This is a genomic window from Roseburia hominis, from assembly GCA_040702975.1.
In the GTDB taxonomy this organism is placed as follows: Bacteria; Bacillota; Clostridia; order Lachnospirales; family Lachnospiraceae; genus Allocoprococcus; species Allocoprococcus hominis_A.
The window spans coordinates 1,282,797-1,305,667 of record CP159990.1 but is presented as its reverse complement, the minus strand read 5'-3'; the positions used below and the strand labels follow the sequence as shown (position 1 = coordinate 1,305,667).

Annotated in this window: 21 protein-coding genes; 1 reads left to right on the top strand and 20 read right to left on the bottom strand. The window is 48.1% G+C overall.

What is annotated here, in order from left to right; translation table 11 throughout:
* The 8 genes from ABXS75_06125 to ABXS75_06090 all read right to left on the bottom strand — a co-directional run bounded on the left by ABXS75_06125 (position 1) and on the right by ABXS75_06090 (position 9,187).
* Complete coding sequence (locus ABXS75_06125; GenBank protein XCP86375.1) at positions 1-663, bottom strand: hypothetical protein; 663 nt, start codon at positions 661-663, stop codon at positions 1-3.
* Positions 663-1,736, bottom strand: a complete 1,074-nt coding sequence (locus tag ABXS75_06120; GenBank protein XCP86374.1) for an ABC transporter permease subunit — start codon at positions 1,734-1,736, stop codon at positions 663-665. The genes ABXS75_06125 and ABXS75_06120 overlap by 1 nt, the downstream gene beginning before the upstream one ends.
* 85 nt (positions 1,737-1,821) lie before the next feature.
* Positions 1,822-3,021, bottom strand: a complete 1,200-nt coding sequence (locus tag ABXS75_06115; protein XCP86373.1) for a HAMP domain-containing sensor histidine kinase — start codon at positions 3,019-3,021, stop codon at positions 1,822-1,824.
* A complete protein-coding gene (locus ABXS75_06110; GenBank protein XCP86372.1) occupies positions 3,009-3,683 on the bottom strand; it encodes a response regulator transcription factor in 675 nt (224 codons plus the stop codon). The genes ABXS75_06115 and ABXS75_06110 overlap by 13 nt, the downstream gene beginning before the upstream one ends.
* Before the next feature lie 194 nt (positions 3,684-3,877).
* Entirely contained in the window at positions 3,878-6,067 is a 2,190-nt protein-coding gene (locus tag ABXS75_06105) for an alpha-galactosidase (GenBank protein ID XCP86371.1), read from the bottom strand.
* Between the two features lie 103 nt (positions 6,068-6,170).
* Positions 6,171-7,013, bottom strand: a complete 843-nt coding sequence (locus ABXS75_06100; protein XCP86370.1) for a carbohydrate ABC transporter permease — start codon at positions 7,011-7,013, stop codon at positions 6,171-6,173.
* Positions 7,013-7,891, bottom strand: a complete 879-nt coding sequence (locus ABXS75_06095) for a sugar ABC transporter permease (protein XCP86369.1) — start codon at positions 7,889-7,891, stop codon at positions 7,013-7,015. The genes ABXS75_06100 and ABXS75_06095 overlap by 1 nt, the downstream gene beginning before the upstream one ends.
* Positions 7,892-7,909: 18 nt before the next feature.
* Entirely contained in the window at positions 7,910-9,187 is a 1,278-nt protein-coding gene (locus ABXS75_06090) for an extracellular solute-binding protein (protein XCP86368.1), read from the bottom strand.
* Positions 9,188-9,417: 230 nt separating this feature from the next.
* Between ABXS75_06090 and ABXS75_06085 the strand changes: the two genes are divergently transcribed.
* Positions 9,418-10,293: an AraC family transcriptional regulator gene (locus ABXS75_06085; protein ID XCP86367.1), complete on the top strand. Its 876-nt coding sequence runs from the start codon at positions 9,418-9,420 to the stop codon at positions 10,291-10,293.
* A 117-nt stretch (positions 10,294-10,410) separates the two neighbouring features.
* On the opposite strand, the gene ABXS75_06080 is transcribed toward ABXS75_06085, so the two are convergent.
* From ABXS75_06080 to ABXS75_06025, 12 genes are all read right to left on the bottom strand, one after another.
* Positions 10,411-11,775: a sodium-dependent transporter gene (locus ABXS75_06080; protein ID XCP86366.1), complete on the bottom strand. Its 1,365-nt coding sequence runs from the start codon at positions 11,773-11,775 to the stop codon at positions 10,411-10,413.
* Positions 11,776-12,131: 356 nt separating this feature from the next.
* On the bottom strand, positions 12,132-13,448 hold the full coding sequence (gene grdF, locus ABXS75_06075; GenBank protein XCP86365.1) for a sarcosine reductase complex component B subunit beta: 1,317 nt from the start codon (positions 13,446-13,448) through the stop codon (positions 12,132-12,134).
* A 20-nt stretch (positions 13,449-13,468) separates the two neighbouring features.
* Complete coding sequence (grdG, locus tag ABXS75_06070; GenBank protein XCP86364.1) at positions 13,469-14,758, bottom strand: sarcosine reductase complex component B subunit alpha; 1,290 nt, start codon at positions 14,756-14,758, stop codon at positions 13,469-13,471.
* A 330-nt stretch (positions 14,759-15,088) separates the two neighbouring features.
* A complete protein-coding gene (locus tag ABXS75_06065; GenBank protein XCP86363.1) occupies positions 15,089-15,787 on the bottom strand; it encodes a TetR/AcrR family transcriptional regulator in 699 nt (232 codons plus the stop codon).
* A 26-nt stretch (positions 15,788-15,813) separates the two neighbouring features.
* Positions 15,814-16,203, bottom strand: a complete 390-nt coding sequence (locus ABXS75_06060) for a GrdX family protein (protein XCP86362.1) — start codon at positions 16,201-16,203, stop codon at positions 15,814-15,816.
* Positions 16,204-16,322: 119 nt separating this feature from the next.
* Positions 16,323-17,636 (bottom strand): ATP-binding protein, encoded by a 1,314-nt coding sequence (locus ABXS75_06055; GenBank protein ID XCP86361.1) that lies wholly within the window; start codon positions 17,634-17,636, stop codon positions 16,323-16,325.
* Positions 17,633-18,307: a response regulator transcription factor gene (locus ABXS75_06050; GenBank protein XCP87094.1), complete on the bottom strand. Its 675-nt coding sequence runs from the start codon at positions 18,305-18,307 to the stop codon at positions 17,633-17,635. The genes ABXS75_06055 and ABXS75_06050 overlap by 4 nt, the downstream gene beginning before the upstream one ends.
* A 69-nt stretch (positions 18,308-18,376) precedes the next feature.
* The gene (gene phoU, locus ABXS75_06045; GenBank protein XCP86360.1) at positions 18,377-19,033 is read right to left on the bottom strand and encodes a phosphate signaling complex protein PhoU; all 657 of its coding nucleotides are present in this window, start codon (positions 19,031-19,033) and stop codon (positions 18,377-18,379) included.
* Position 19,034: 1 nt separating this feature from the next.
* Entirely contained in the window at positions 19,035-19,784 is a 750-nt protein-coding gene (gene pstB, locus ABXS75_06040; protein XCP86359.1) for a phosphate ABC transporter ATP-binding protein PstB, read from the bottom strand.
* Positions 19,771-20,643 carry a phosphate ABC transporter permease PstA gene (gene pstA / locus ABXS75_06035; protein XCP86358.1) on the bottom strand — a complete coding sequence of 291 codons (873 nt, stop codon included), beginning with the start codon at positions 20,641-20,643 and terminating at the stop codon, positions 19,771-19,773. Before pstA ends, pstB begins: the two co-directional genes overlap by 14 nt.
* Positions 20,636-21,523, bottom strand: coding sequence for a phosphate ABC transporter permease subunit PstC (pstC, locus tag ABXS75_06030; protein XCP86357.1), 888 nt, complete (start codon positions 21,521-21,523; stop codon positions 20,636-20,638). The genes pstA and pstC overlap by 8 nt, the downstream gene beginning before the upstream one ends.
* A 30-nt stretch (positions 21,524-21,553) precedes the next feature.
* Complete coding sequence (locus ABXS75_06025; GenBank protein XCP86356.1) at positions 21,554-22,480, bottom strand: substrate-binding domain-containing protein; 927 nt, start codon at positions 22,478-22,480, stop codon at positions 21,554-21,556.
* Positions 22,481-22,871: the final 391 nt, after the last annotated feature.

Genomic DNA, 22,871 nt, shown 5'->3' with positions numbered 1-22,871 from the left:
TTACCCTCTCTTCTTTATGATTCGCGGAAGCATTGCCGCCAAAATAACACTGATCCCTACACAGACAATCTTCCCGCATACCCAGCTTACATTCCCACGGTAGTCCAGATCTCCGAACGTATAGGAAAATAGATTCCATTTTCCCAAAAGCGCCTCGCCAAATTTGGAATTCGTCGTAATCCAAAGAATCAGACTGCCTCCGATTCCGACCCACATATTACGAAACAGGCAGGAAAGTGTCATCGAGAAAATTGCCCAGAAAATCAAAGTGATTCCTATCGCTGCAATATAGACCAAAAACAGGTCTCTTTCCTCATCAGCCTTTCCGTAAAAAGGAATTGGCCTTTGCACCAGGGCGAACAAGCCATACCCTGCCAGAGAAAGAATCAGCAGATACACTTCCTGTATGAACAGCCTTTTAAGCAGCGAAGCCAGTCTGTTCTTCATCGGATACAGCCTCTCCACCTCCGACCGTTTGCTTGCAATCTCCTGCACATAGGTATCCGCGCAGAATACGGCGGCCAGGATTGCAACCGGCGGCTCCAGGGCCGCTCCGATCTCAGCCGTTGAACCCACGCCGCGTATCACGGTCAAAACCGCGACAAAAAAGACAGAATAGGCGATTTTATATGCCGGCAAACAGATTTTTTGTTCCTTCCCCATCACATGCGCCTCCTCTTCCACAACTGTGTACACAAAACCAGAATCCCCAGAGAAGCCAGAATCAGAAAACTCTGGTTGACCATCGCAAGCGGCGGCGGTGTGGTGTCAAAAAAACGTCCCGGGAACCGCACCATAATGGCCAGCCATCTTCCATAATAGCCGAACATTCCCTCCGTATTTCGGCTTCCCATATTCGAATACACCATGTAGAGAATCAAAAGCGGGACCGCCGGAAGCGGATTTTTAAACAGCAGGGATATCAGGCCATGCACACATACGATCATCAGCATATTGGGCAAAATGTACATGGCGGTCGCAGCCAGGAAATCCGTCAGTTTTACCTCAAAGCCGCTGCCTCCTGTCATAACGCTTAAGGCTCCCCAGAAAAGTAAATTCAAGATCGCCAGGACCAGAAGACACACCAGAAAGCCCCCTGCGGTTTTTCCGGCCACATATTGCCCGGCAGTGACCGGCTTTGTGTGAAGAAGCTCATACGTATTTTTTCTGGTATCCTGCCAGAATAGTGCGGCAAGCAGAATAGTGGCGAAAAAGCCCATATAAAGCCCCGCAAAATCTGCAAATTTTCTGGAAAAGTAATAGGAAAATCTCTTATGCTCCAATTTTTCCTTGATATAGGAATTAATCTCCTCCTTTGTTCCCTGATGGAACGCGGTATCCTCGTAAGCGTAAATTGTATTGTAATACTGATATTTTGTCTCCAGGTATTCGCAGGCATCTTCAATATCCAGTTCCTGTATTTCTTCAAGTACCTTCTCTGCTTCCGGCTGACTCATCTCAAATTCGGTCAGGAGAACCTTCCAGATCTCGCTCTCCCAAATTTCCTTTCGCTCTTTTTCCTCCGTAGGCACATACCCATCGGAAATATCCGCATCAGGCACATACTCGGGATACTCCTGAATCAGCTCCTCTATTTCCTTCTCAGAAGACACATAGTGAATCCTCATGTACGGTTCAAGCTGCTGAAACACGCCGAAAATTACGAGTACTACGCCCAGCCAGAACAGCGGTCTCTTCAGGTAGTTTTTGATCTCTCGTCTTGCGATCGCTTTCATAAATTTCACTCCTTTGCTTTTGATAATTATAGTGTAAAATCGAAATAACAACAAAAAATCAATCAAAATAAAAATGTCGGATTGCTTACACAATCCGACGAAATACCGCGGTCACCGCAGCGCCGCCCCTCTCCTGATTTTCTATCAGCAGCTTTCCCCCATGCTTTTCGCAGTACAGCCTGCTGATGTACATTCCCATTCCTGCATGCTTCAGGCTGTCCCTGGCGTTCTGCTGATGAAACGCCTTCGTGACCATCTCCGATGATTCCATAAATCCACTGCCGTCATCGACCACACGTATTTTGAGTTCCCCAAAGGCGACGTCGACCTGCACCTCTATCCTCTCTTTTGCATAGCGCAAAGCATTGGATAACAGATTCTCCGCCACTTCCAGAATCACTTCTTTATCTCCCCAGAACAGTTCCTGATCCCCCTGCACCGCCAGGAACACTTCCCTTTCCGCCTCTGCCTTCAATATCACAAGCTCTGCCTGAATATCCTGTTTCATCTGCTCTGCCGTGATCGGCCCCGTAAGAAGCGTCCTCTGCTTCAGACTGTTCATTTTCCGCATCGTCTCCACAAAACTGTCCATACGCTCGATCTGTTTCCTGCTCTCTGATAACATTTCCACCGCCTTTTCCATGTCAATGCTCCCGTCCGGCAGGTAGTTGGTGAGCATCTCCTGATACCCTTTCAGGACAGAAAGCGGCGAACGTATATCATGTGCGATGGCCGCCCTGAGTTCCCGCTCCTCCTCTATGATCCGCCACAATTCCTGCTGATTTTTGGCAAGCTGCCCGCGCATGCGCTCAAATTCCCGGCACAGACGCCCCATCTCGTCCTGGTTTTCATAGGTGACATGGAAATCCAGGTCATTTTCGGCAATTCGCTTAGACGCCCTGTTAAGTTCCTCGAGAGGCTGCCTCAGCTTGTGCTGATAAAAAAGAAAGACTGCCACGCAGGAAGCACTGATCGACAAAATCAACACGGAATACGTCTGCAAAAAATCACAGGTTTCAGAAATCTGATGATCCCTTTTACTCATATCTGAGGCGAAAGGCCTTGGAATCTCCGCTTTATAATAAGGCGTCTTAAGCTCCTCATCAAACTCTCCGCTTATCGCCTTAAAATACTCCTCCTCGTCCACATACTTCCACCAGACATGTTCCTGCACTCGGGACGCTGCTTCCTCCACGATAGCCGAGCACACAAATCCGCACACCAGACCCACTGCCAGATACAGAAGAATCGTTTTCCTGACCGAAAGATTTCTTATCTTGTCCATTTATACCCCAACCCCCATACCGTTTCTATATATTCCTTTTCCGTATGCACACTCATTTTCTTTCGTATCCTGCGCACCAATTCGGTGATAACCCGGCTGTCGCCCTCCGCATCATAGCCGCAGACCTTTTCATAGATTCTCTCCTTATCGAAAACAAGTCCGGGATTCATGGATAAAAATTCAATGATTCCATACTCCAGCTTCGTAAGTTCCAGATAATCCTCGCCGATCTGCACGGTCTTCGCAGCATAATCGATCAGAAGCTCCCCCTGAAAACGATATTCGGATTTTATCCTGCGGCGCTCCTCCCGCTTTAGGTGCGCCATGATCCTTGCCTCCAGCTCTTTTAAGCTAAATGGTTTTAAGATATAATCATCGCCGCCGGACATCAGGCCGTTTACCCTGTCCTGCTCCTCCACCCTGGCCGTCAAAAACAGGATCGGGCAGGACACCTTGTCCCGTATTCGCCTACAAACCTCCAGCCCGTCGATCCGCGGCATATTCACATCTAACAGGATCAGGTCCGGGGCAGTTTCCGCCATCTTTAATGCGCTCATTCCATCTTCGGCTGTCATGACAGCATACTTCCGGATTTCAAAAAAACTCTTCAACATTTTCAGAAGCTCTCTGTCGTCATCTACGATCAAAATTCTGTATTGCATTTTCTCACCTCAACGAAAGTTTACCACAAAAATGTCAATAAAAAAACAACCGGCAGCGAACATTTACTCCTGCAAATGCCCGTTGCCGGTCCATAAAACTTCTGATTACCCAATTCCGTCTTTTAAATATGCCTGACTGCCGAATTCCGTCTGCTATTTGGCTCTTGCAAAGTCAAATATCCACGCAGGCATAGCTACTCGGCTCGCTGCTCTTGGAAATAAAGCTGCCGCGACTGATACTCGCCGAATTCCATCAGGATCGGAAGACCCACTTCCATTAGCGCCGCTCCGCTATACACCTTCCCGCTTCCCTCTTCCCGATACATCGTCTCCGGCTCAAGCCCCTGAAGTCTGACATAGTTGGTGGTCATATTTCCATGAACCTCCAGCATGACTACATTTAACAGCACCTGGTCCTTCGCTTTGGAGACGAAGGCCCACGCGCCCACTTCCTCCTCGAAGGGATTGGTAAGCCGGTAATAGTCGCCGTTCATGATGAGCGGTGCGAACCGGTGATAAGCCTGCACCTGACGGCGGATCTCTTCCTTCTCCTCAAACGTCAGCTTTCCAAGATCCAGCTCATAGCCAAAAGTTCCTGCCATGGCAACGATTCCTCTGGTTCCGATCGGCGTCGTCCTTCCGGTCTGATGATTCGGTACGGCCGATACGTGAGATCCCACCGCCGCGATCGGAAAACCGAAGGAAGAGCCGTACTGAATCCGCACCCGGTCGATGGCGTCCGTATTATCGCTGCACCAGATCTGCGGCGTATAATACATCATACCTGCGTCAAATCTTCCGCCGCCTCCGCTGCAGCCCTCGATCAGCATATCCGGGTACTGGTTATGCAGCCGCTCCAGGAAATCATAAAGTCCCAGCACATAGTCATACAGAACCTTGCCCTGGTCCCTGGTCACTGCGGAATAGACATCGGAAATGCTCCGGTTCATATCCCATTTCAAATACTCGATCTCGCCCTGATCGAGCACCTTACAGATCTGATCGTAGATGTGATCCACGACCTCCTTACGTGAAAAATCCAGTACCAACTGATTGCGGGCCCGCACAGGCTTTCTTCCCGGTATGGTGAACGCCCAGTCCGGGTGCTCCCGGTAAAGGTCACTGTCCTCATTTACCATCTCCGGCTCCACCCAGATACCGAACCCCAGCCCCAGGGAATGAATACGCCGACTCAGCTCCGAAAGACTCATGCCCAGCTTCTTTTCATTCACATACCAGTCGCCAAGACCACTGTTGTCGTCATCACGCCTTCCGAACCAGCCGTCGTCCATGACCAGCATCTCGATTCCCACTTCGGACGCATGTGCGGCAAGACGGCACAAGGACTCCCCGTCAAACTGGAAATACGACGCTTCCCAGCTATTTACCAGGACCGGGCGCACTTCATCACGGTATCTGCCCCGGCAGATATGTTTCCGGATACAGGTGTGCATATTTTGTGACAAATGATTCAGCCCCCGGTTGGTGTAGGTCAGGATCGCCTCCGGTGCGTAGAAGACCTCCTGTGGCTCCAGCGGGTAGCAAAACGTCTCGTCCTGAATTCCAATCATCGCCCTGGTCTGATGGAACTGGTCCATCTCCACCTCGCCTTTAAAACCGCCGCTGTATACAAAATTCATTGCGTAGCAGCTCCCCTGTTTTTCCGTCGCCCGGTGCTCCGCAAGAATCAGGACAGGGCTGTACTGGTGACTGGACGTACCGCGGCGGCTTCCGATCACCATATTGCTGTGCGACACCGGTGTTCTCTGAAAATTACGCTCCATCGCATGGCGGCCGTAGAAATTGATCACATCAAATTTGCCGCTCAGAAAATCCAGGCACGCCGACTGCACCTTTTCCAGATACACTTTCTGGCTTCCTGTATTTACCAGTTTCACACTTCTGGTAATGATATTCTCCTGTTCCAGCACTCCATAATACAGCACCGCCTCCATGCCGATCGCCGGATCCTCCAGAACGACCTCCAAAGTCTGCGCCTCCTCCTCAGAGGCATACACCGCCGGAAGCCCCGGAAGAGAATATTTCCCATTTTTTATCTCATAAGTCTTATATCTTAAGTCGCAGCTATATGTTCCATTTTCATTCTGTACCACCAGAGCGCTGCTTCTGTAATCCCCGTTGCCGTAGCAGGGGAATTCCTGCGGCAGCGCGTCCATTGAATAGGTCCTGTCCCTTCCCACATCATAGGGATTCCCGGAAAATCCCCTGTCATGGTAGGTGAGGAGATAATCCATACAGCCCTGTGCGCGGTTTCCATAATAGAGATGCAGTAAAAAACCATACGCATCTACCTGCATCTGATACGTCGTATCTTTCGTATGCAAAGTAAAGGTTCTCTTCTCGTTATCAAAAATAATACTCATGTCGTCTCTCCTTTAGCTCTGTATTAAACTCCTATTCTAAAGTGGCCGCCCGGCAAATCCTGCCGGACGGCTGTGTATCGTATCGATGAAAGGTCGGTTGCTCCTATTTTACAGCACCATTTACAACGCCGTTCAGGATCTGCTTCTGACAAACCAGATAGAAGATCAGGATCGGCAAAAGTGCCAGAAGGTAAGAAGCGAATGCCAGGTTGTAGTTCGTTCCGAACTGTGTCTGGAATGTCATCTGTGCCAGCGGCAGGGTGGTCATTCCGGAACCGGACATAATAACAAGCGGTGTCATAACGTCGTTCCAGGTTCCCAGTGCGGTAAGAACTGCCACGGTAGCGTGCATCGGCTTCATGATCGGGAAGATGATCTTCCAGTATGTCTGCCAGGTCGTAGCGCCGTCTACATAAGCCGCCTCCTCAAGAGCCATCGGAATATTTACCAGATAGCCTGAGTAAAGAAGTACGTTCATCGGCATATAGAATACAACGTAAAGTACGATTACACCAACCCAGTTAGCAAGTCCGATCATCGCAGTCTGTTTTACCAGAGGCATCATCAGAATCGCGAATGGTACGAACATACCACTTACAATGTACAGATACACAAAGCTGTAGAATTTGCTCTTCGCTTTATTACGGCCAATCGCATAACCGGCCAGAGAGTGAATCACGATGGAAACCACGACGGTAAGAATCGTAATGATAAAGCTGTTTCCAAGTGAACGCCAGAAATCGGTAACTCTCATCGCCTCAGCGAAGTTTGCAATACTCCAGCTCTTCGGAAGAGACAGGATACCTGCGATGCTGTTGGTCATTTCGCTGGGCTGCTTAAATGCGATTACGATCGTCATATACAGAGGGAATGCTACAGTTATAAGTCCCACAATGAGCAGGATCGTAATTGGCCAATTGACTCTTTCTTTTACTTTCGTTTTCATTATAACTGTTCCTCCTTCTTACTTGATGCTCCAAGCTGCAGTCCGGAGATCACTACGATCACCACGAAGAATACGACTGCGTTGGCACTCTGGAAACCGAACTGGCCGCCGCCCATACCATTCTGATAGATCAGGTATGAGATAGACTCGGTCGACTGAGCCGGACCGCCTTTTGTCAAAGCCATGATCTGATCGAATACCATCAGGAAGTTCTTGATACAAAGCACCATGTTGATGGTAAAGAATGAGAAGATCAGCGGGAAGGTTAAGTGTCTGAACTGCTTCCAACCGGTAGCTCCGTCGATGGAGCCTGCCTCGTATACGTCCTCCGGAACGGTCTGAAGGCCGGAGATGTAAATGATCGTGTTCATAGCAATGGACTGCCATGCACAGACAATAACTACTGCAATCCAGGCCAGCTTCTCATTGGACAGCATACTGGAACCAAGAGTCTTGCTTCCAATCATCTGTCCCCAAACCGGAAGAATGTAAGTAAAGAAGTAGTTGAAAATGTAACCTACAACCAATGCGCCCAGAATATTCGGGATAAAGTATGCTCCACGCAGCGCACTTTTGAATTTAATCTTGCTGTTAAGTCCCAGTGCCAGAAGAAGGCTGATCACGTTTACAACGATGGTCGCACATACAGCCAGTTTAAATGTGAACAGATATGAGCCTCCTACACGGCCGTCCTGGAACAGGTCAATATAGTTCCGAAGTCCGACCCAGTCGTAACTCCCGTATCCCTTGAAGTTCGTGAAACTGTAGATCACACCCTGAATCAGCGGCAGGGTATTAAAACAGAAGAACAGTATCATGATCGGGATTGTTATTAATAGAAATGTTTTCTTTCTACCAGTCATTCCTGCTTTATCCATGTCTTAAATCCCCTTTCTCTAATGTTCGGCCTCATAATCTTCTACTTTACGGATGATGTCACGGTTATAACGGATCCAGTCCTTATCGAACTTAGTCAGGAACGCGTCTACGTCCTTCTTCATAAGGAAGGTCTGAATCTGCGCGTCAACTGACATCTCTGCCGGATAGTAGTGATCCTGATAATCTGCCATCCTGTCCTCATCGATATACTTCTTCATACCGTCAAGCATGGACGGTAATTGGAAATCGCCTTCCTTACACGGTACAGCATTCTGATTGTCCAGATATTCCTGAATACTCTCGTCCTTCAATAGGAAACTTAATACTTCGTACGCTGCCTCTTTGTTTTCGCAGTCATTCATAACGCAAAACTGAAGGTCAATACCTGAGTTCAGGATGTTATCCTCTTCTTTGTCATTTACAGGGAACACGAAGGAATCAATATCCATATCCGGGTTTACGGACATGATCTGCGGTACTGCATAGCTACCGATGGTGTACATTGCGGATTCTCCATTTGCAAATGCGGTACATGCACCGTTGTAATCGTAAGCAAACGGATCGTCCGGGCCATAAGGCAGAAGCTCAAGCATCTTCTGGGCCACCTCGCGGTATTCTTCCGTGAAAGTGGTCTCGCCTTTGTTTACCTGGCGGCATACATCTGCATCTGCGATACCTACTGCCATCGCATTCCACGGCGCCAGGGTCGTCCATACATCTTTAAATCCAAAATACAGAGGCATAATGCCTTCTGCCTGAATCTCGTCACACAGGGAAATGAACTCGTCCCAGGTCTCCGGGATCTCCCATCCGTGTTCTTTGAACATCTCCCGGTTGTACAGGATACCTGCGGCATTTGCCACATACGGTACTGCGTATACACCTTCCTCCGGAACATATTCAAGGGCTTTGTCGATATCCTTATAAGACTGTTTGATATCAGCAAGTCCTTCAAAATCTGAGATATCCATCAGCATATCTGAATCAATGAAAGAGGAGAAGTTTACATCTCCACCGATTCCGATAATGTCCGGCGCGTCCTCGCGGATAAACCGGGTCTTTAAGATCGTCATCGCATCATTCGGGGATTCGATCTTAAGCTGGATATCGTCATGTGTCGCATTGAACTTTTCTTCAATCGCCTCGAAGGCATCGACCGCCTCCGGTTTGTACTGAACCAGTTCAATGACTGTCTTGCCACTGTCATCCTTGCTGCCGCAGGCTGTCAGTGTCATCGCTGTCAGCATTGCTGCGATAAGCAGCACGCTGATTCCAATTTTACCTTTCCTTTGCATCTCTCAATTTGCTCCTTTCCGATAAATTAGAACACCAGGTTTCCTTCGCTGAAAAGATTATAACATGCCTCTATGCGTCTTAAAATAGCAGCATTTTTTTGTTTTTATATCAAAATGCTATTTTTTGTTATATAACTTGAAGTCATCTAGCATTTTGGTATATAATATCACCAATAAAATATCCAGACAGTATTCTTTCTCTGGAACTATAAGGTAAGGAGGTATGAGAAATGAGTGATAATCTTCTGTTTTCCGTTTTTCCTAATGAGAATTTCGTGGATTTAGGACTTTACCAATTCGGCTGGCAGCAATGCGAGCCTTCCCACCTCTATGGCCCGGCCGCCAGAAACCATTACCTGTTTCATTATGTGATTTCCGGTACCGGTTCATTAATGGCTGACGATTCCAAGGGAGAGACGAAGACCTACCAGGTCAAAAGCGGTCAGGGATTCATGCTGTTCCCCGGCCAGATTTCCACCTATGTCGCGGACAAGCAGCTCCCCTGGGAGTATACCTGGCTGGAGTTCGATGGTCTGCGCGTAAAAGAAATGATTGAACTAAGCGGCATTTCGAAGGATAACCCGATCTACCACGCCCACTCCAAGGAGCTTCGATTGAATATGATGAATGAGATGCTGTACATTGTCCGGAACTCGGAGGAGTCCCCAATTCACCTGATCGGACATCTCTATCTGTTCCTGGACTACCTGTCCCGCTCCTCTGCGTCTATCCGCCTGAAACAGGGCGGCCATCTGCGGGATTTCTACGTCAAGGAAGCGCTGACTTTCATTGAAGAAAATTTTCAAAATGAGATCAGTGTGGAGGACATCGCTGCAGTCTGCGGACTGAACCGGAGCTACTTCGGTAAGATTTTCCGGGATACCATCGGCAAATCTCCCCAGGAATTTCTGATGGATTACCGCATGGTCAAGGCGGCGGAGCTGCTCAAGCTGACACAGCTTACCATAGGAGACATCGGGAATGCCGTGGGATACTCCAACCCGCTTCACTTTTCCCGGGCGTTTAAGAATATTTACAATCTCTCGCCCAGGCAGTGGAGAGCCCAGAACCAGTATCTGCCAATCACAGATACGAAGAAGAGTTGAGTAAAATGAGAAGGAGGCTCGCCAGATAAGCAGAGTCTCCTTCTCGGATGTAGAGGGTTATGTAATTAAATAGTGAATGTCACAAAAACATACGATGTTCCACAGATTTTTCGTTTCTTATCCAAGGAAACCAAATACGTTCAAAAGAACGATTACCATGAAGACCGGAATGACAGCTACGACCAGCACTTTATCAAAAGTGCGGAGCTTGCCGTCGCGGCCATTCTGGAATAATTCTTTCTCGTAACCGTCCCAGCCCCAGATCTTTGACACAAAGATACAGGTGAGCAGACAGCCAAGAGGAAGCAGCAGATAGCCGGTAAAGCAATCGAGCCAGTCATACAAGCCATACATTTCCATTCCGGTAAAGCTCGGCCACGGAATCTTGAAACCTGAAAGCGGTCCAAATCCAAGAGATACCAGAATATTTCCTATTAAAATGATGATGGAAACAGCAATAACACCTTTTTTACGTCCCATATTCAATTTGATCTCGAATGTCTTCATTGAAATCTCAAAGAATGTGAACAGGGAAGAAAATACTGCAAACATAACGCCGACGAAGAATACGGAACCAATGAGTCTTCCGCCCGGAAGGCTTCCGTAAATTTCTGCCATAACGTCAAACAGCAGGGCCGGTCCTTTGGATACTTCCATACCTGCACCAAAAGCGGTAGGAATTACTACAAAACCAGCAAGAAGAGCTGCCAGAGTATCCATGATACTTACCATAAGCGCATCGCTCTTTAAATTATTCGCATCCGGAAGGCTGGCGCCCAATGTGGTAAAGATTCCCCAGCCGATACCAACAGAGAACAGTACCTGCGTTGCCGCATCAGCGAACACCTTGAAACTGAAATGACTAAAATCCGGAACCAGATAATATTTCAGACCTTCTACCGCACCCGGAAGGGTCGCACACGCGTAAATCGCACAGAAGATCAGGATTACAAATAATGCAGGCATGATGACTTTGGTCACACGCTCTACAATCTCGGTGATACCGAAAAGCAGCAGGAACGAAGTGATGAACAATACAATGAATGCCCAGATCAATGGTTCTACCGGTTTGCTGATAAATCCGTTAAAGAATGCATTGGTATCTTCGCCAAAATCACCACTTATGATGAACTGCACCGCGTACTTCATTACCCAGCCGCCGACAACTACATAGAACATATTAATTCCCAGTGTACAGATATTTGCGATCCAGCCTACGAAGCCCCATTTTTTGTTGATTTTCTCAAATACGCTTACCGTATCGGATTTGCCGTGACGACCGATTGCAGTCTCCATCTCAACCATCGGATGCGCCATCAATGCAATAATAATGATATACGTAACGAGGAAAATACCACCGCCGCCTCTATATGCAAGGTAGGGAAATTTCCAGATGTTTCCTAATCCGATCGCGGCACCTGCCGCAACCATGATATAACCAAAACGTGACTTAAATTGAGCCTGTCCGTTATTACTACTCATAAAACACTCTCCTTCCTAAGAGGGAATCCTTCTCTCTCATTTCCCGGTCAGAGAATAAATCTATTGTCTGATTACACAGAATTTTACAAGATTTGATAAAAAGTTATCAATTTTTATTGCAATTTTCCATTGACAAAATCTTATTCCTGTCCTTTAATAATTAATGAATTCTGTTCTTTTGCCGCACTGCACTCCCAATGCAACTTCCGCGGTCATGAACAGTTTTCAACTTCTCTTACGCACATCCAAGTGCGGTCTTGCCGAAACCGCGCTTAGATGTGCTGTTAAATGTATCAATTTTACTTAAGCAAACGCCTCTCAAGCATTTCCCTCGTCGTGACATACCTTGTAAATTCTTAGAAATCTTTCTCAAATACAGTCTGTTCTGAAACCGGAGTCTGAAGTACCTTAAGTGCTCTTCTGACCAGTTTCTCACGAATCTTATAAGAATCCTCTGCATTCTGAGTCGGGTCGCCCAGCGGATAAGGAATACCAACCGCCGGAATAATCCTGTTCGCACCGATCGTCCTGGAAATCGGCACTACCGTAGCAAGATGTACTACCGGGATACCGTATTTTTCAATACCTTTTACCATCGTTGCACCGCAACGTGTACAGGTACCTCATGTGCTGACGAGGAGAACGCCATCTACGCCTTCCTCGATAAATTTCTTACCGATCTCATCGCCGAATTTGGCAGCAGATCCTGTCGCTGTTCCGGTTCCTGTCGTAGCTGCAAAGTAATTCAAAAGTTCGCCGAACTCGCCCGATTTTTCCAGCTTGCGAAGAACGTCAAGCGGTACTACCAGGTTCGGATCTTTCAGTACGAACTGTCTGTCATATCCACCATGAACAGTCATGAAATCATCTGCCGACATTCTGTCCATACCTTCGATGGAATAGAAGCCAAACTTGGTCGCATTGGAGGACTCGATGTGATCCGGATTCCCCTGCGGAACGATACCACCGGAAGTCACAATTGCCAGTTTCGCTGTTTTGATGTCTTTGATCGGCTCAGCAGGCGGTACACGGTCAAACTTCGGCATCGGAAGGTCGGTCTCAAATGGTTCCCCTGCCATCTTCTTGATCAACATATCCATACCACGGGTTGCGCCTCTTTCTTCCGCGAAATAATTTACACGGATGCCTCTCTCTAAGTATCCTTCAATAGAAGGTCCTAAGATTTCCTCGCCTGTCGCCATCTTCTTAATCAGATTCACAATCTTCGGCATCGATTTCCGAAGGGTCGCAGCGGAGTTTCCAGTGGAAACCGTGATGATGTCCTTCTTGAACATATCAGCGCCCGGGTTCTCGATATACATACCGGTAAGTACCGGAATTCCCATTCTCTCTTCTACTGCTTTACAGATCGTACCACAGGCAACACCGTAACGTCCTGCATTGAACGCCGGTCCGGCCACGAATACGTCCGGCTCATATTTCTTAACCATCTCAACAATGGTATCCGTTGCTTTGTCCAGGTTCTCACCGAAATAGTTGTCACCACAGATCACTGTAGCAACGATCTCATAATCTTCCCCTAAAGCTGAAGCCATTGCAGCTCCCGGTCCGATGATTTCTTCGCGAACTTCCGGTTCAAAATCTGCTTTATCCTCTCCACCGATTCCGCCGAAGAACTGGTTGAGGTAATGAACGATTTTATATTTTGCCATAACTTTCTAATCCCCCTTTCCTAGTATCCTCTAGCAGCCAGCTTGTTAAAGCCGTTCGCTATCGTAGATGCGATAATGATCTGAATTTCGGCCTCGAATGAGCCGTCCTCATTGATACAGCCAGCCCAGCCGCCGATCTGGCTTTCAATGTAATCCTGCATACCGATGACTTTGTCCATAGCTGGGAACTGAAGGGTCATATTGCCCTGTCCACAGGATGCAAGTGCAGTTGCCTCGTCACAGGTATCTGCTAATGACTGAGATTTACCGTCTTTGCCCGGGAACTCATCTGTGATCAGAACCACCTTGGTTCCCTTTCTCTCTACCTTGCGGCAATTCATCATAAGGTCTGTATCCGGGTTGCCGTATCCTTCTTCTGTGATCAGAACACCGTCAAGTCCCATCCACTCAGCCAGCTTTGCTACCATGTCGGAATGACGTTCCTTATCAGCAAGGAATACATTCTCATTTGTCAGGATCACGCCCATGAAGTTGATCTCTTTTCCGTGACGCTTGTAGCACTCATCAATAACCGGATTGTGCAGATGATGATAGGTCGTAACCTTATCACACGGAGCCACACAGTTACCGGAAACGATCGCGCCGTCCATGATCTCTGTCGGGTACATGAGGGTCGGTACAAACTGCTTTGCATCTACTCCATAATAATAGGTGTCATGCAGAAGTCCCTGAGACTGCAGCATATGTACATATCCAACCTTCGGAAGGTCCGGATACTCGGCTGCCTGCTCGAAAATCGGTTTGGTCTCATAGGTCTCAAGCACATCAGGCTCTACATTCTTTCCTGCCTCCCCAAGATATGCAGCTACTTTAAGGCCGGCCATACGTCCTGCTTTCTCATATACGTGTGTCTCAAGACCCTCCTGTGGCTCAATGACAACACACAGATTCACGGTCTTTGAGAACGGGCAGTAATCTGCTGCCACACCGCTCATATCGATAACACCTTCCTGGAATCCAACGATCCGTCCAACGGTCACTACACAGCAGCCGTCCAGTGCGTGGGTTCTTCCCTCGCCGACCGGAGGTGTTACCTTTCCTAAAATTCCCGGGAAGATCTCCCCGCCTCCGCTAACCTTTACACGCGGCTCAATAACATCCTTGACCGGTGTGATTCTTGTTTTCTCGCCCGGTCTTGCAATATCCAGATGACATTCAAGCAGCTTATCATCTTCCAGTACCATGGCTTCTACTTCTTCTTTGTTTACATAAAGCACATGATCCTCAATGTAAGTTCTGTCTGCAAATTGGATATCTTTGATCTCAATTTTACCGAGTTCCAATTTCATACAAGTTCCCTCCTTTTATAAAATTTTTGTAATCGCGATAACAAGCCACCAAAAAAAATATCGGCTAGGCCGTATCCCGTTTCTATATTTCACATTATACAACTAATCGCGATAACATGCAAGGTTTTTTATAAATATTGTCGCAATATAGAAATTTTCTATAGCGCTTTTTCACTTTGTCTTGGTAATGTATTATCAGTTTATATAGTAAAATTGTGCAAGATGCAACTCCTGTAGGTCCACCGGACCTTTACTCTGGTATGCCTGGCAGCACAAGAAAAAAGAGGCCCAAAGCCTCTTTTTTCCTGACATCTGACACCACAATCGCCTCTACACTCTGTGGTATCCTTCATAACCCTGCAAATCAATCGCCAGTGCGCGTACTACCAACTCCAGATCCTCAACAAACAGTTTTACACGTTCGTCAATCTCTTCCGGTCTGATCCCGTCATCAAGAACTCCCTTAAAATAGCCCTTGAACAAAAGACAGGCCAGCCGGTTCAGCCGGGTGGCGTCCTCACTTTTGAGCACCTTTGCCTGAACACACCTCAGGCACATCTGATAATCTCTTCCCATGAAATCGGCGCATTTGAGCATTTCAAAAAAAATCTGATTCGTCTCCTTAATATCCTCCGGAAACATCTCATAGTATTCCTTAATAGAATTCTTCAGCTTCTCGTTCGTATACTCAAAAAACAACAGATTATACGCCTCCGGGTGTGCAAATGCCTCCCTGCTGTAGCAGTCCCATACTCCAACGTAAAGATCCCATATGTTCTCCCACTTCTTCTCTGCCTCATTCAGCCTTACAATGTAATCCGTAAGCGTTCTCAGCTCTGCATAATAAAGCAGTTCCGAGAGACTCTCAAAATGCCGGTATAAGCTGGCAGACGAGCAGCCGAGTTCTTTGGCTATCCGGCGAATCGAAATCGCTTCCAGTCCTTCCTCCTTGATCAGATCATGGACCTTCTGGATATAGTCGCGCCTGGACAGCCCTTTAATATAGGCCTTTGTGGACTCTTCGGTCATATCCCTCCACATCCTTGTCATTGATTTTAAGAAATTCTGGGAATGATATTGTCGATAACAGATAAATCAATGGTCTTAAAATCATAAGCAACTCTGTCCTCATATCTGCGAGGCGTGGGAGCTATCTCCTGCCACTGATAATAAGTCTCCAGACATTTCTCGATCAGGAGGATATCATTGGTATTATCCTCCTCTCCTTTCGGATAAACAACGACCGAACGATAAGGTGTCTGATTCGGCTTCAAGCTGGACGCCTGCGGATGCGTAAGCAGAATATGTCTGTCATACACCATATCCCGGGCCTTTATCAAAACCTCTTCATAAGAATCCACCAACACTACAGTCAATATCTCTTTATACTTCTCATACACACGATCATTATTCGTAATCAAAATTGCCTTCTCAATATCCCACATACGCAAATCCCTTCTTCCTTTCCCTATTCATTATAGACAAAACCAATGGAAAAGTCAAACCAATCATTTGCGCTTTTATCCTTTATTTTCAGGCATTTTCGTCATTTTTTTAACACATCTTAAGGGAAAATCAACTCCATTTTCGTCCCTTTTCCGCTGTCGCTTTCTACCTCAATCCTGGCTCCATGAAGAATTGCCCCGTGTTTTACAATAGAAAGCCCAAGGCCGGTCCCCCCGCTTTCCCTGGAATGACTCTTATCCACCCGGTAGAACCTCTCGAAGATCCGCTCTATATGCTCCTTTGGAATTCCGATTCCGGTATCCTTTACGATCACCTTGCTGCCCGAAAGCGTTTTCCCGACCCAGATGCTCACTGTTCCGTTTTCCACATTGTATTTCACTGCATTCTCACATAAATTGTAAATCATCTCGTCCAGAATCTGGCGGATTCCCCGGATCACGACAGGCTCCCCTACGACTTCCATACGCACGCCGCGCTTGCCCGCCTCCAGAGCCAGCCGGCTCACGATTTCCCGCGTGAGCTGATAGAGATCTACCTCCTCCTTCTCCAGCTCGATGCTTCCTTCATCAAGACGGGACAGCTTGATAATGTCGCCCACCAAAGCGATCATACGGCTGGCCTCATGATAGATTCTTGCAGAGAACTGCGGGACGTCTTCCTTTTTGACCAGACCGTTCATCATAATCTCCGCATACCCGGATATGGAGGTGAGCGGCGTCTTTAATTCATGAGAAACGTTCGCTGAAAATTCCCTCCGCATCTGCTCTATCTTCTCTTTTTCCTTATTCTGGCGGTCAATCCGCTCCAAAAGGGGGGAAAGCTCCTCATAGACCTCCGTTTGCAGCGGATGTTCCAGATCCAGTGCATTGATTGGGCGAATCAGGCGTGACACCTGCAAACGTGCCAGAATCCATGAAATCACGGCAAGGAATACCCCTGTTCCCGCCATAAACGGCAGAATCCGAAAAGCTGTATGCCAGACCGTGCTCATTCCCTTGGACACTCTGAGCACCGTACCGTCCGGAAGAAGCACGGCATAATAGAACATCTCCCGTCCCACCGTATCCGACATACGGATATCCTGCCCGGTTCCGTTTTTAAACGCCTCCTGCACTTCATTCCGGGAGCTGTGATTTTCCAGCGTGGCATCATCCTGCACAGAATCATATAAAACCCGCCCATCAGAACCTATCTGTGTGATCCTGGTATCCTTCTGGACATCGTCCATTTCCCGCAGATACTCTTCCCCGGAAATCATAACTGCCGCCTGAATATAACCGGCCTCCTGCTCCAGTTCTTCCCGCATGATCAGAAGCGTCTGCCGGTAAATAAATACCGTCATGATAAGATAGGATAATAGCAGTGCCAGTGATACGATCATCAGCAGATTTTTTTGAATCCTCTTCCTCATTCCTTATCTCCTATCCGGTACCCGACCCCGCGCACCGTCTCGATCCGCTCTCCCGCACTTCCCAGTTTCTGTCTGAGCGTCCGCACATGGACATCTACCGTCCGGGTCTCCCCGTCAAAATCATACCCCCAGATCTCTTCCAGAAGGCGGTCACGGGTCAGCACGATTCCTCGGTTCTCCATCAGGTGTCTGAGCAATTCAAATTCCTTGAGCGTCAGGGAAATCTCACTCCCTTCTACAGTCACTATATGCTTTTTCACGTCCATCAGAAGCTCTCCAAAGCGGTAAATATCGTCCCCGGAATCCTTCGTACTTCTTCGCAGCACCGCACGGACACGGGATATCAGTTCCATCATGCCAAAGGGCTTCGTCACATAGTCGTCTGCCCCTGCGTCAAGCCCCATGACCTTATCATATTCCGTCCCCTTTGCTGTCAGCATGATCACCGGAATATGGCGCGTCCGCGCCGACTCCTTCATTTTCTTTAAGATCTCCATGCCGTCCATTCCCGGCAGCATGATATCAAGCAGAACAAGCTCCGGCACTTCCTCTGCCAGAGCTTCAAATAATGCTGCCCCTTCCCCGAAGCCGCGGGCGTGGTACCCCGTGGTCTCCAGAGTATAGACAACCAATTCCCGGATATTTCCGTCATCTTCCACACAATAAATCATATCGTTCTCCATTTTCCTCCGCTTTTATAACGGCATAAATATTCCCAGACGCTATGATAATGCCTGATTTTAGGCATGGACCTCACCCGCATGAGTCCCCGTGATGGAAAATTCCACCCACTCCGCGATATTGGTCGCGTGGTCTCCAATCCTTTCCAGGTATTTTGCGATCATCAAAAGGTCCATCATCTCATCTCCGCCATTCCCCTGACTCTGGGAAATCTGTGTCACCAGCTCACACTTTACTATATCAAACTGCGCATCCACCTCATCATCGGCTTCCATGACCCTTCTCGCCAGTTCCAGATCCTTCTGCACATACGCGGAAACACTGTCCCTCACCATTCTCGCTGCCGCTTCAGCCATACGGCCTATATCCGTAAGACTCTGCCCCTCCGGAATCGTGTCCGCCGTCACAATATCTGCAATGTCTGCCGTCTGATCCCCAATCCGTTCCATATCAGTGATCATCTTAAGCGCGGCCGAGATTTGCCGCAGATCCTTTGCCACCGGCTGCTGCTGCAAAAGGAGCTTCAGACAAAGCGATTCAATATCCTTCTCCATGTGATCAATCTCTTCATCTGCCCTGATCACGGAGCGTGCCCGCTGCACATCCCTTTCCTCCAGAGCTGCCGCCACTTCCTCGATAGCCGTCTCGCAAAGTTCACCCATATGAATGAGCAGTTGATTCAGTTCTATAAGCTGTCTGTCAAATCGGTTCCGCATTCTATCCAAACCTCCCTGTAATATAATCCTCTGTCCGCTTATCGGACGGAATGGAGAATAATTTCTCCGTATCATTGTACTCAATGACCTCACCCAGAAGGAAAAACGCCGTATTGTCAGATACCCGCACGGCCTGCTGCATATTATGCGTTACCATGACAATAGTATATTCTTTTTTCAGCTCCATCGCAAGGTCTTCTATCTTCGACGTAGAGATCGGGTCCAGCGCGGAGGTCGGTTCGTCCATCAGGAGCACTTCCGGCTGCACCGCCAGCGCACGGGCAATACATAATCTCTGCTGCTGCCCGCCGGACATGCCGAGGGCGCTTTTTTTCAGTCTGTCCTTGGTCTCCTCCCAGATTGCCGCATCGCGCAGGGATTTCTCCACGATATCATCTAACTTTGCCTTGGACCGGATTCCGTGCGTCCTCGGGCCATAGGCAATATTGTCATATATGCTCATAGGAAATGGATTCGGTTTTTGAAATACCATTCCCACCCGTTTCCGCAGATGATTCACGTCCATATTTCCGTAAATATCTTCGCCGTCCAGAAGGATATCTCCTTCGATCCGGCACCCCTCCACCAGGTCATTCATACGATTCAGGGATTTTAAAAGCGTGGACTTTCCGCAGCCGCTGGGCCCGATAAATGCGGTGATCTTATTGGCCTCAATATCCAGATCCACTTTCTTAAGCGCCTTGAAATCTCCATAAAATAAATCCAGGTTCTTTACACTAATTTTCGCCATTTCCATTTCCTTTCGTAATCTTTTTCGCCACCAGGGTCGACAGCAGGTTAATCCCGATCACCAGAACCAGAAGAATCACCGCAGTCGCATAGGCCTTATCCGTGTGCAGGCCTTCAGTTGCAAGAGTATACATATGTAACGCCAGCGTTCTGCCCGCCCCCATCAGATTGTCCGGCACCTTCGCAACCGTTCCCGAGGTGTACATCAGCGCCGCCGTCTCACCAACCACACGCCCGACCGCAAGAATCACGCCCGCCAGTATTCCCGGGACCGCTGCTGGAAGAACGATACGGAAGATTGTCCGAAGCTTCCCGGCACCCAGGCCAAAGCTCCCTTCCCGGTAGGTATCCGGCACCGATTTCAGGGCTTCCTCCGTCGTCCGCATGATCAGCGGAAGAATCATGATCGACAGGGTAAATGCTCCCGCAAGCAGGGACATGCCCCATTTTAAGGTAGTAACGAAGAACAACAGTCCGAAAAGTCCGTATACGATTGAAGGAATTCCCTGCAGGGTCTCTGTCGTAAGCCGAATAATTCCCACGAACCTGTTTCCTTTCTTCGCGTACTCCACAAGGAAAACTGCGGAAAAGATTCCCAAAGGAACTGCGATCGCCAGCGCCATCAGTGTCATGATTACGGTATTGATAAGCGCCGGAACCAGCGACACATTTTCCGAAGTATAGGTGGGTGAAAACAAATCTGCCGTAATGTGCGGCACCCCTTTAATCAGGATATAACCGATCAGAAAAAGTAATACGGTAAAGGTAAGCGCCGCCGCAAGAAGCACAAGAAATGCCAGCAAAGCGGATAACGGCGCGTTACGGTATGAAATCAGCCTCTGTTTCATTTTTTTACTCATGCTCAGACCTCCTGTTCAGCATCGCTACGCAAAAATTGATCAGCAGAATGAACACGAACAGGACCACTGCCGTCGCGATCAGCGCCTCCCTGTGAAGTCCCGTCGCATAGCCCATCTCAATTACGATGTTGGCCGTCATGGTGCGTATTCCTCCAAAAATGCTCTCCGGCATTCGCGGCTGATTTCCCGCGATCATGATTACCGCCATGGTCTCCCCTATGGCACGGCCGATTCCAAGTACGGTCCCTGCCACAAGCCCTGACCGGGCAGCCGGGAGCACTACTTTAAAAATGCTCTGCTCATGCGTCGCGCCGAGGGCCAGGGCCCCTTCATAATAGTGGGACGGTACGGCGCGGATAGCAGACTCTGTCACCCCGATAATGGTAGGAAGAATCATCATTGCCAGCAGAAGAGACGCCGTCAAAATGCTGTTCCCGTCCCCTGCTTTTTCCAAAATCCCCGCTCTTCTTAAAGCCACCCCGATACTCCGTATTGCCGGGACCATGACAACCAAGCCGAAAAAGCCGTAGATTACAGAAGGGATACCTGCCAGTAATTCTGTTGCCGCTTTGAGAACCGGGTAGATCCGTTTTGGACAGTATTTTGCCATAAAAACAGCGGTCAGAATTGCGATCGGAACTCCGATTAATACGGCTCCGGCTGTCACATAAATGCTGCCCAGAATCATGGGAAATATACCGTAAATATCATTTCCCGGGCGCCATGTGGTCCCTCTCAGAAAATTCAAAAATCCAATTTCCTTCATGGCCGGAATCCCGTTCGCAAATAAGAAAATGCAAATGAGCGCAACCGCCAGTACCGATGTACAGGCAGCAATAAAAAATACGCCCCGCATGATTTTTTCACTCCATGCTTTCATAATGAAATACCTCAATTTTTAAGTTGCCTATTACTGGAGTTCTTCCCAGGCGGTGCTCTCTCCTACAAAGATTGCCTTTACCTGCTCACTGGTCAGATCTTCCACCGGATTGCTCTTATTTACGATCACTGCAATTCCATCGTTCGCAATCACGGTCGCAGTAAGTTCTTTTGCTTCCTCTTCTTTGAGTTCACGCGACGCCATTCCGATGTCGCAGATGCCTGTCATAGTGGACGTCATTCCCGTAGTAGAGTCGCTCGTATTAATCTCAATTTCAGCATCTTTGTTGACTGCCTCATATGCCTCTTTGAGTTTTTCCATGACCGGAGTGACTGAGGAAGAACCTGCCACTACCACTTTGCCTGTCGCGCCGTTTGACTCAAATGCTTTAGCCCCATCAAGTGCAATATAGCCGTTATCAGATACCACCTTCTGGCCTTCTTCGCTTAAGATGAAATTGATGAAATCCTGAGTGATATCGGAGGGATCGCCTTTAGTCGCAATGTTAAACGGACGGAATACCTTGTAGGTTCCGGATTTGATATTATCTTCCGTCGGCTCGGCTCCGTCGATCTTCACCGCTTTTACCGTGTCGGAGAGAGAACCTAAGGAAGCATAGCCAATGGCGTATTCGTTACCGGCCACACTGGACATCATGACCTCCGTGCTGTTGGTGATGTTGGCATCGACCGTTGTTCTGTCAACCTTCTCACCACTTTCATCTTTTTCTTCGATTCCGAACAATTCAATGAAAGCGCCTCTGGTGCCGGAGCCGTCCTCACGGGATACTACGGTGATGTCGTTTGAAGCGTCGAATTCGGTCGTGGCGCCAGAATCTTTATTTGCGCTGTCATCACCAGACGTGTCTTCACCACCTCCGCAGGCTGTTAACAGAGTTGCTGCCATAACGGCGGCAAGGGTAAGTGCGAATGCTTTTTTTACGGTTTTTAATTTCATGTTAGTTATTTCCTCCCTTTGCTTTTCTTCGGTTTATGGTTTGGTTTTCTGCTAAGCTGGTAATCTGGCCGTTGGTTTGATATGTAGGGCTGATTACGAGAAAAGATTTTTTAATAAGCCGAAGATTTTTTATTTGCTTGGTACAAGAGATAGATTACAAGGACGGTGTTAAATCTGAAAGAGGGGGGATGTTAAGTGTTTGTAAAATGTGACGAGGGGGATTTTGGCTTGAGGGGACGCAAGGGAGCGCGGGGAAGGAATTACTCCGACGCTTTGAGACCTGCGACTAATGCACGTATATGTAAGTGTCCGGGGTAGTCGGTCATTGGACCTCCTGCCCCGGGCACTAACATCTACGGCATGGATTCTCCGGTCTCGCCGCTTAACCTGC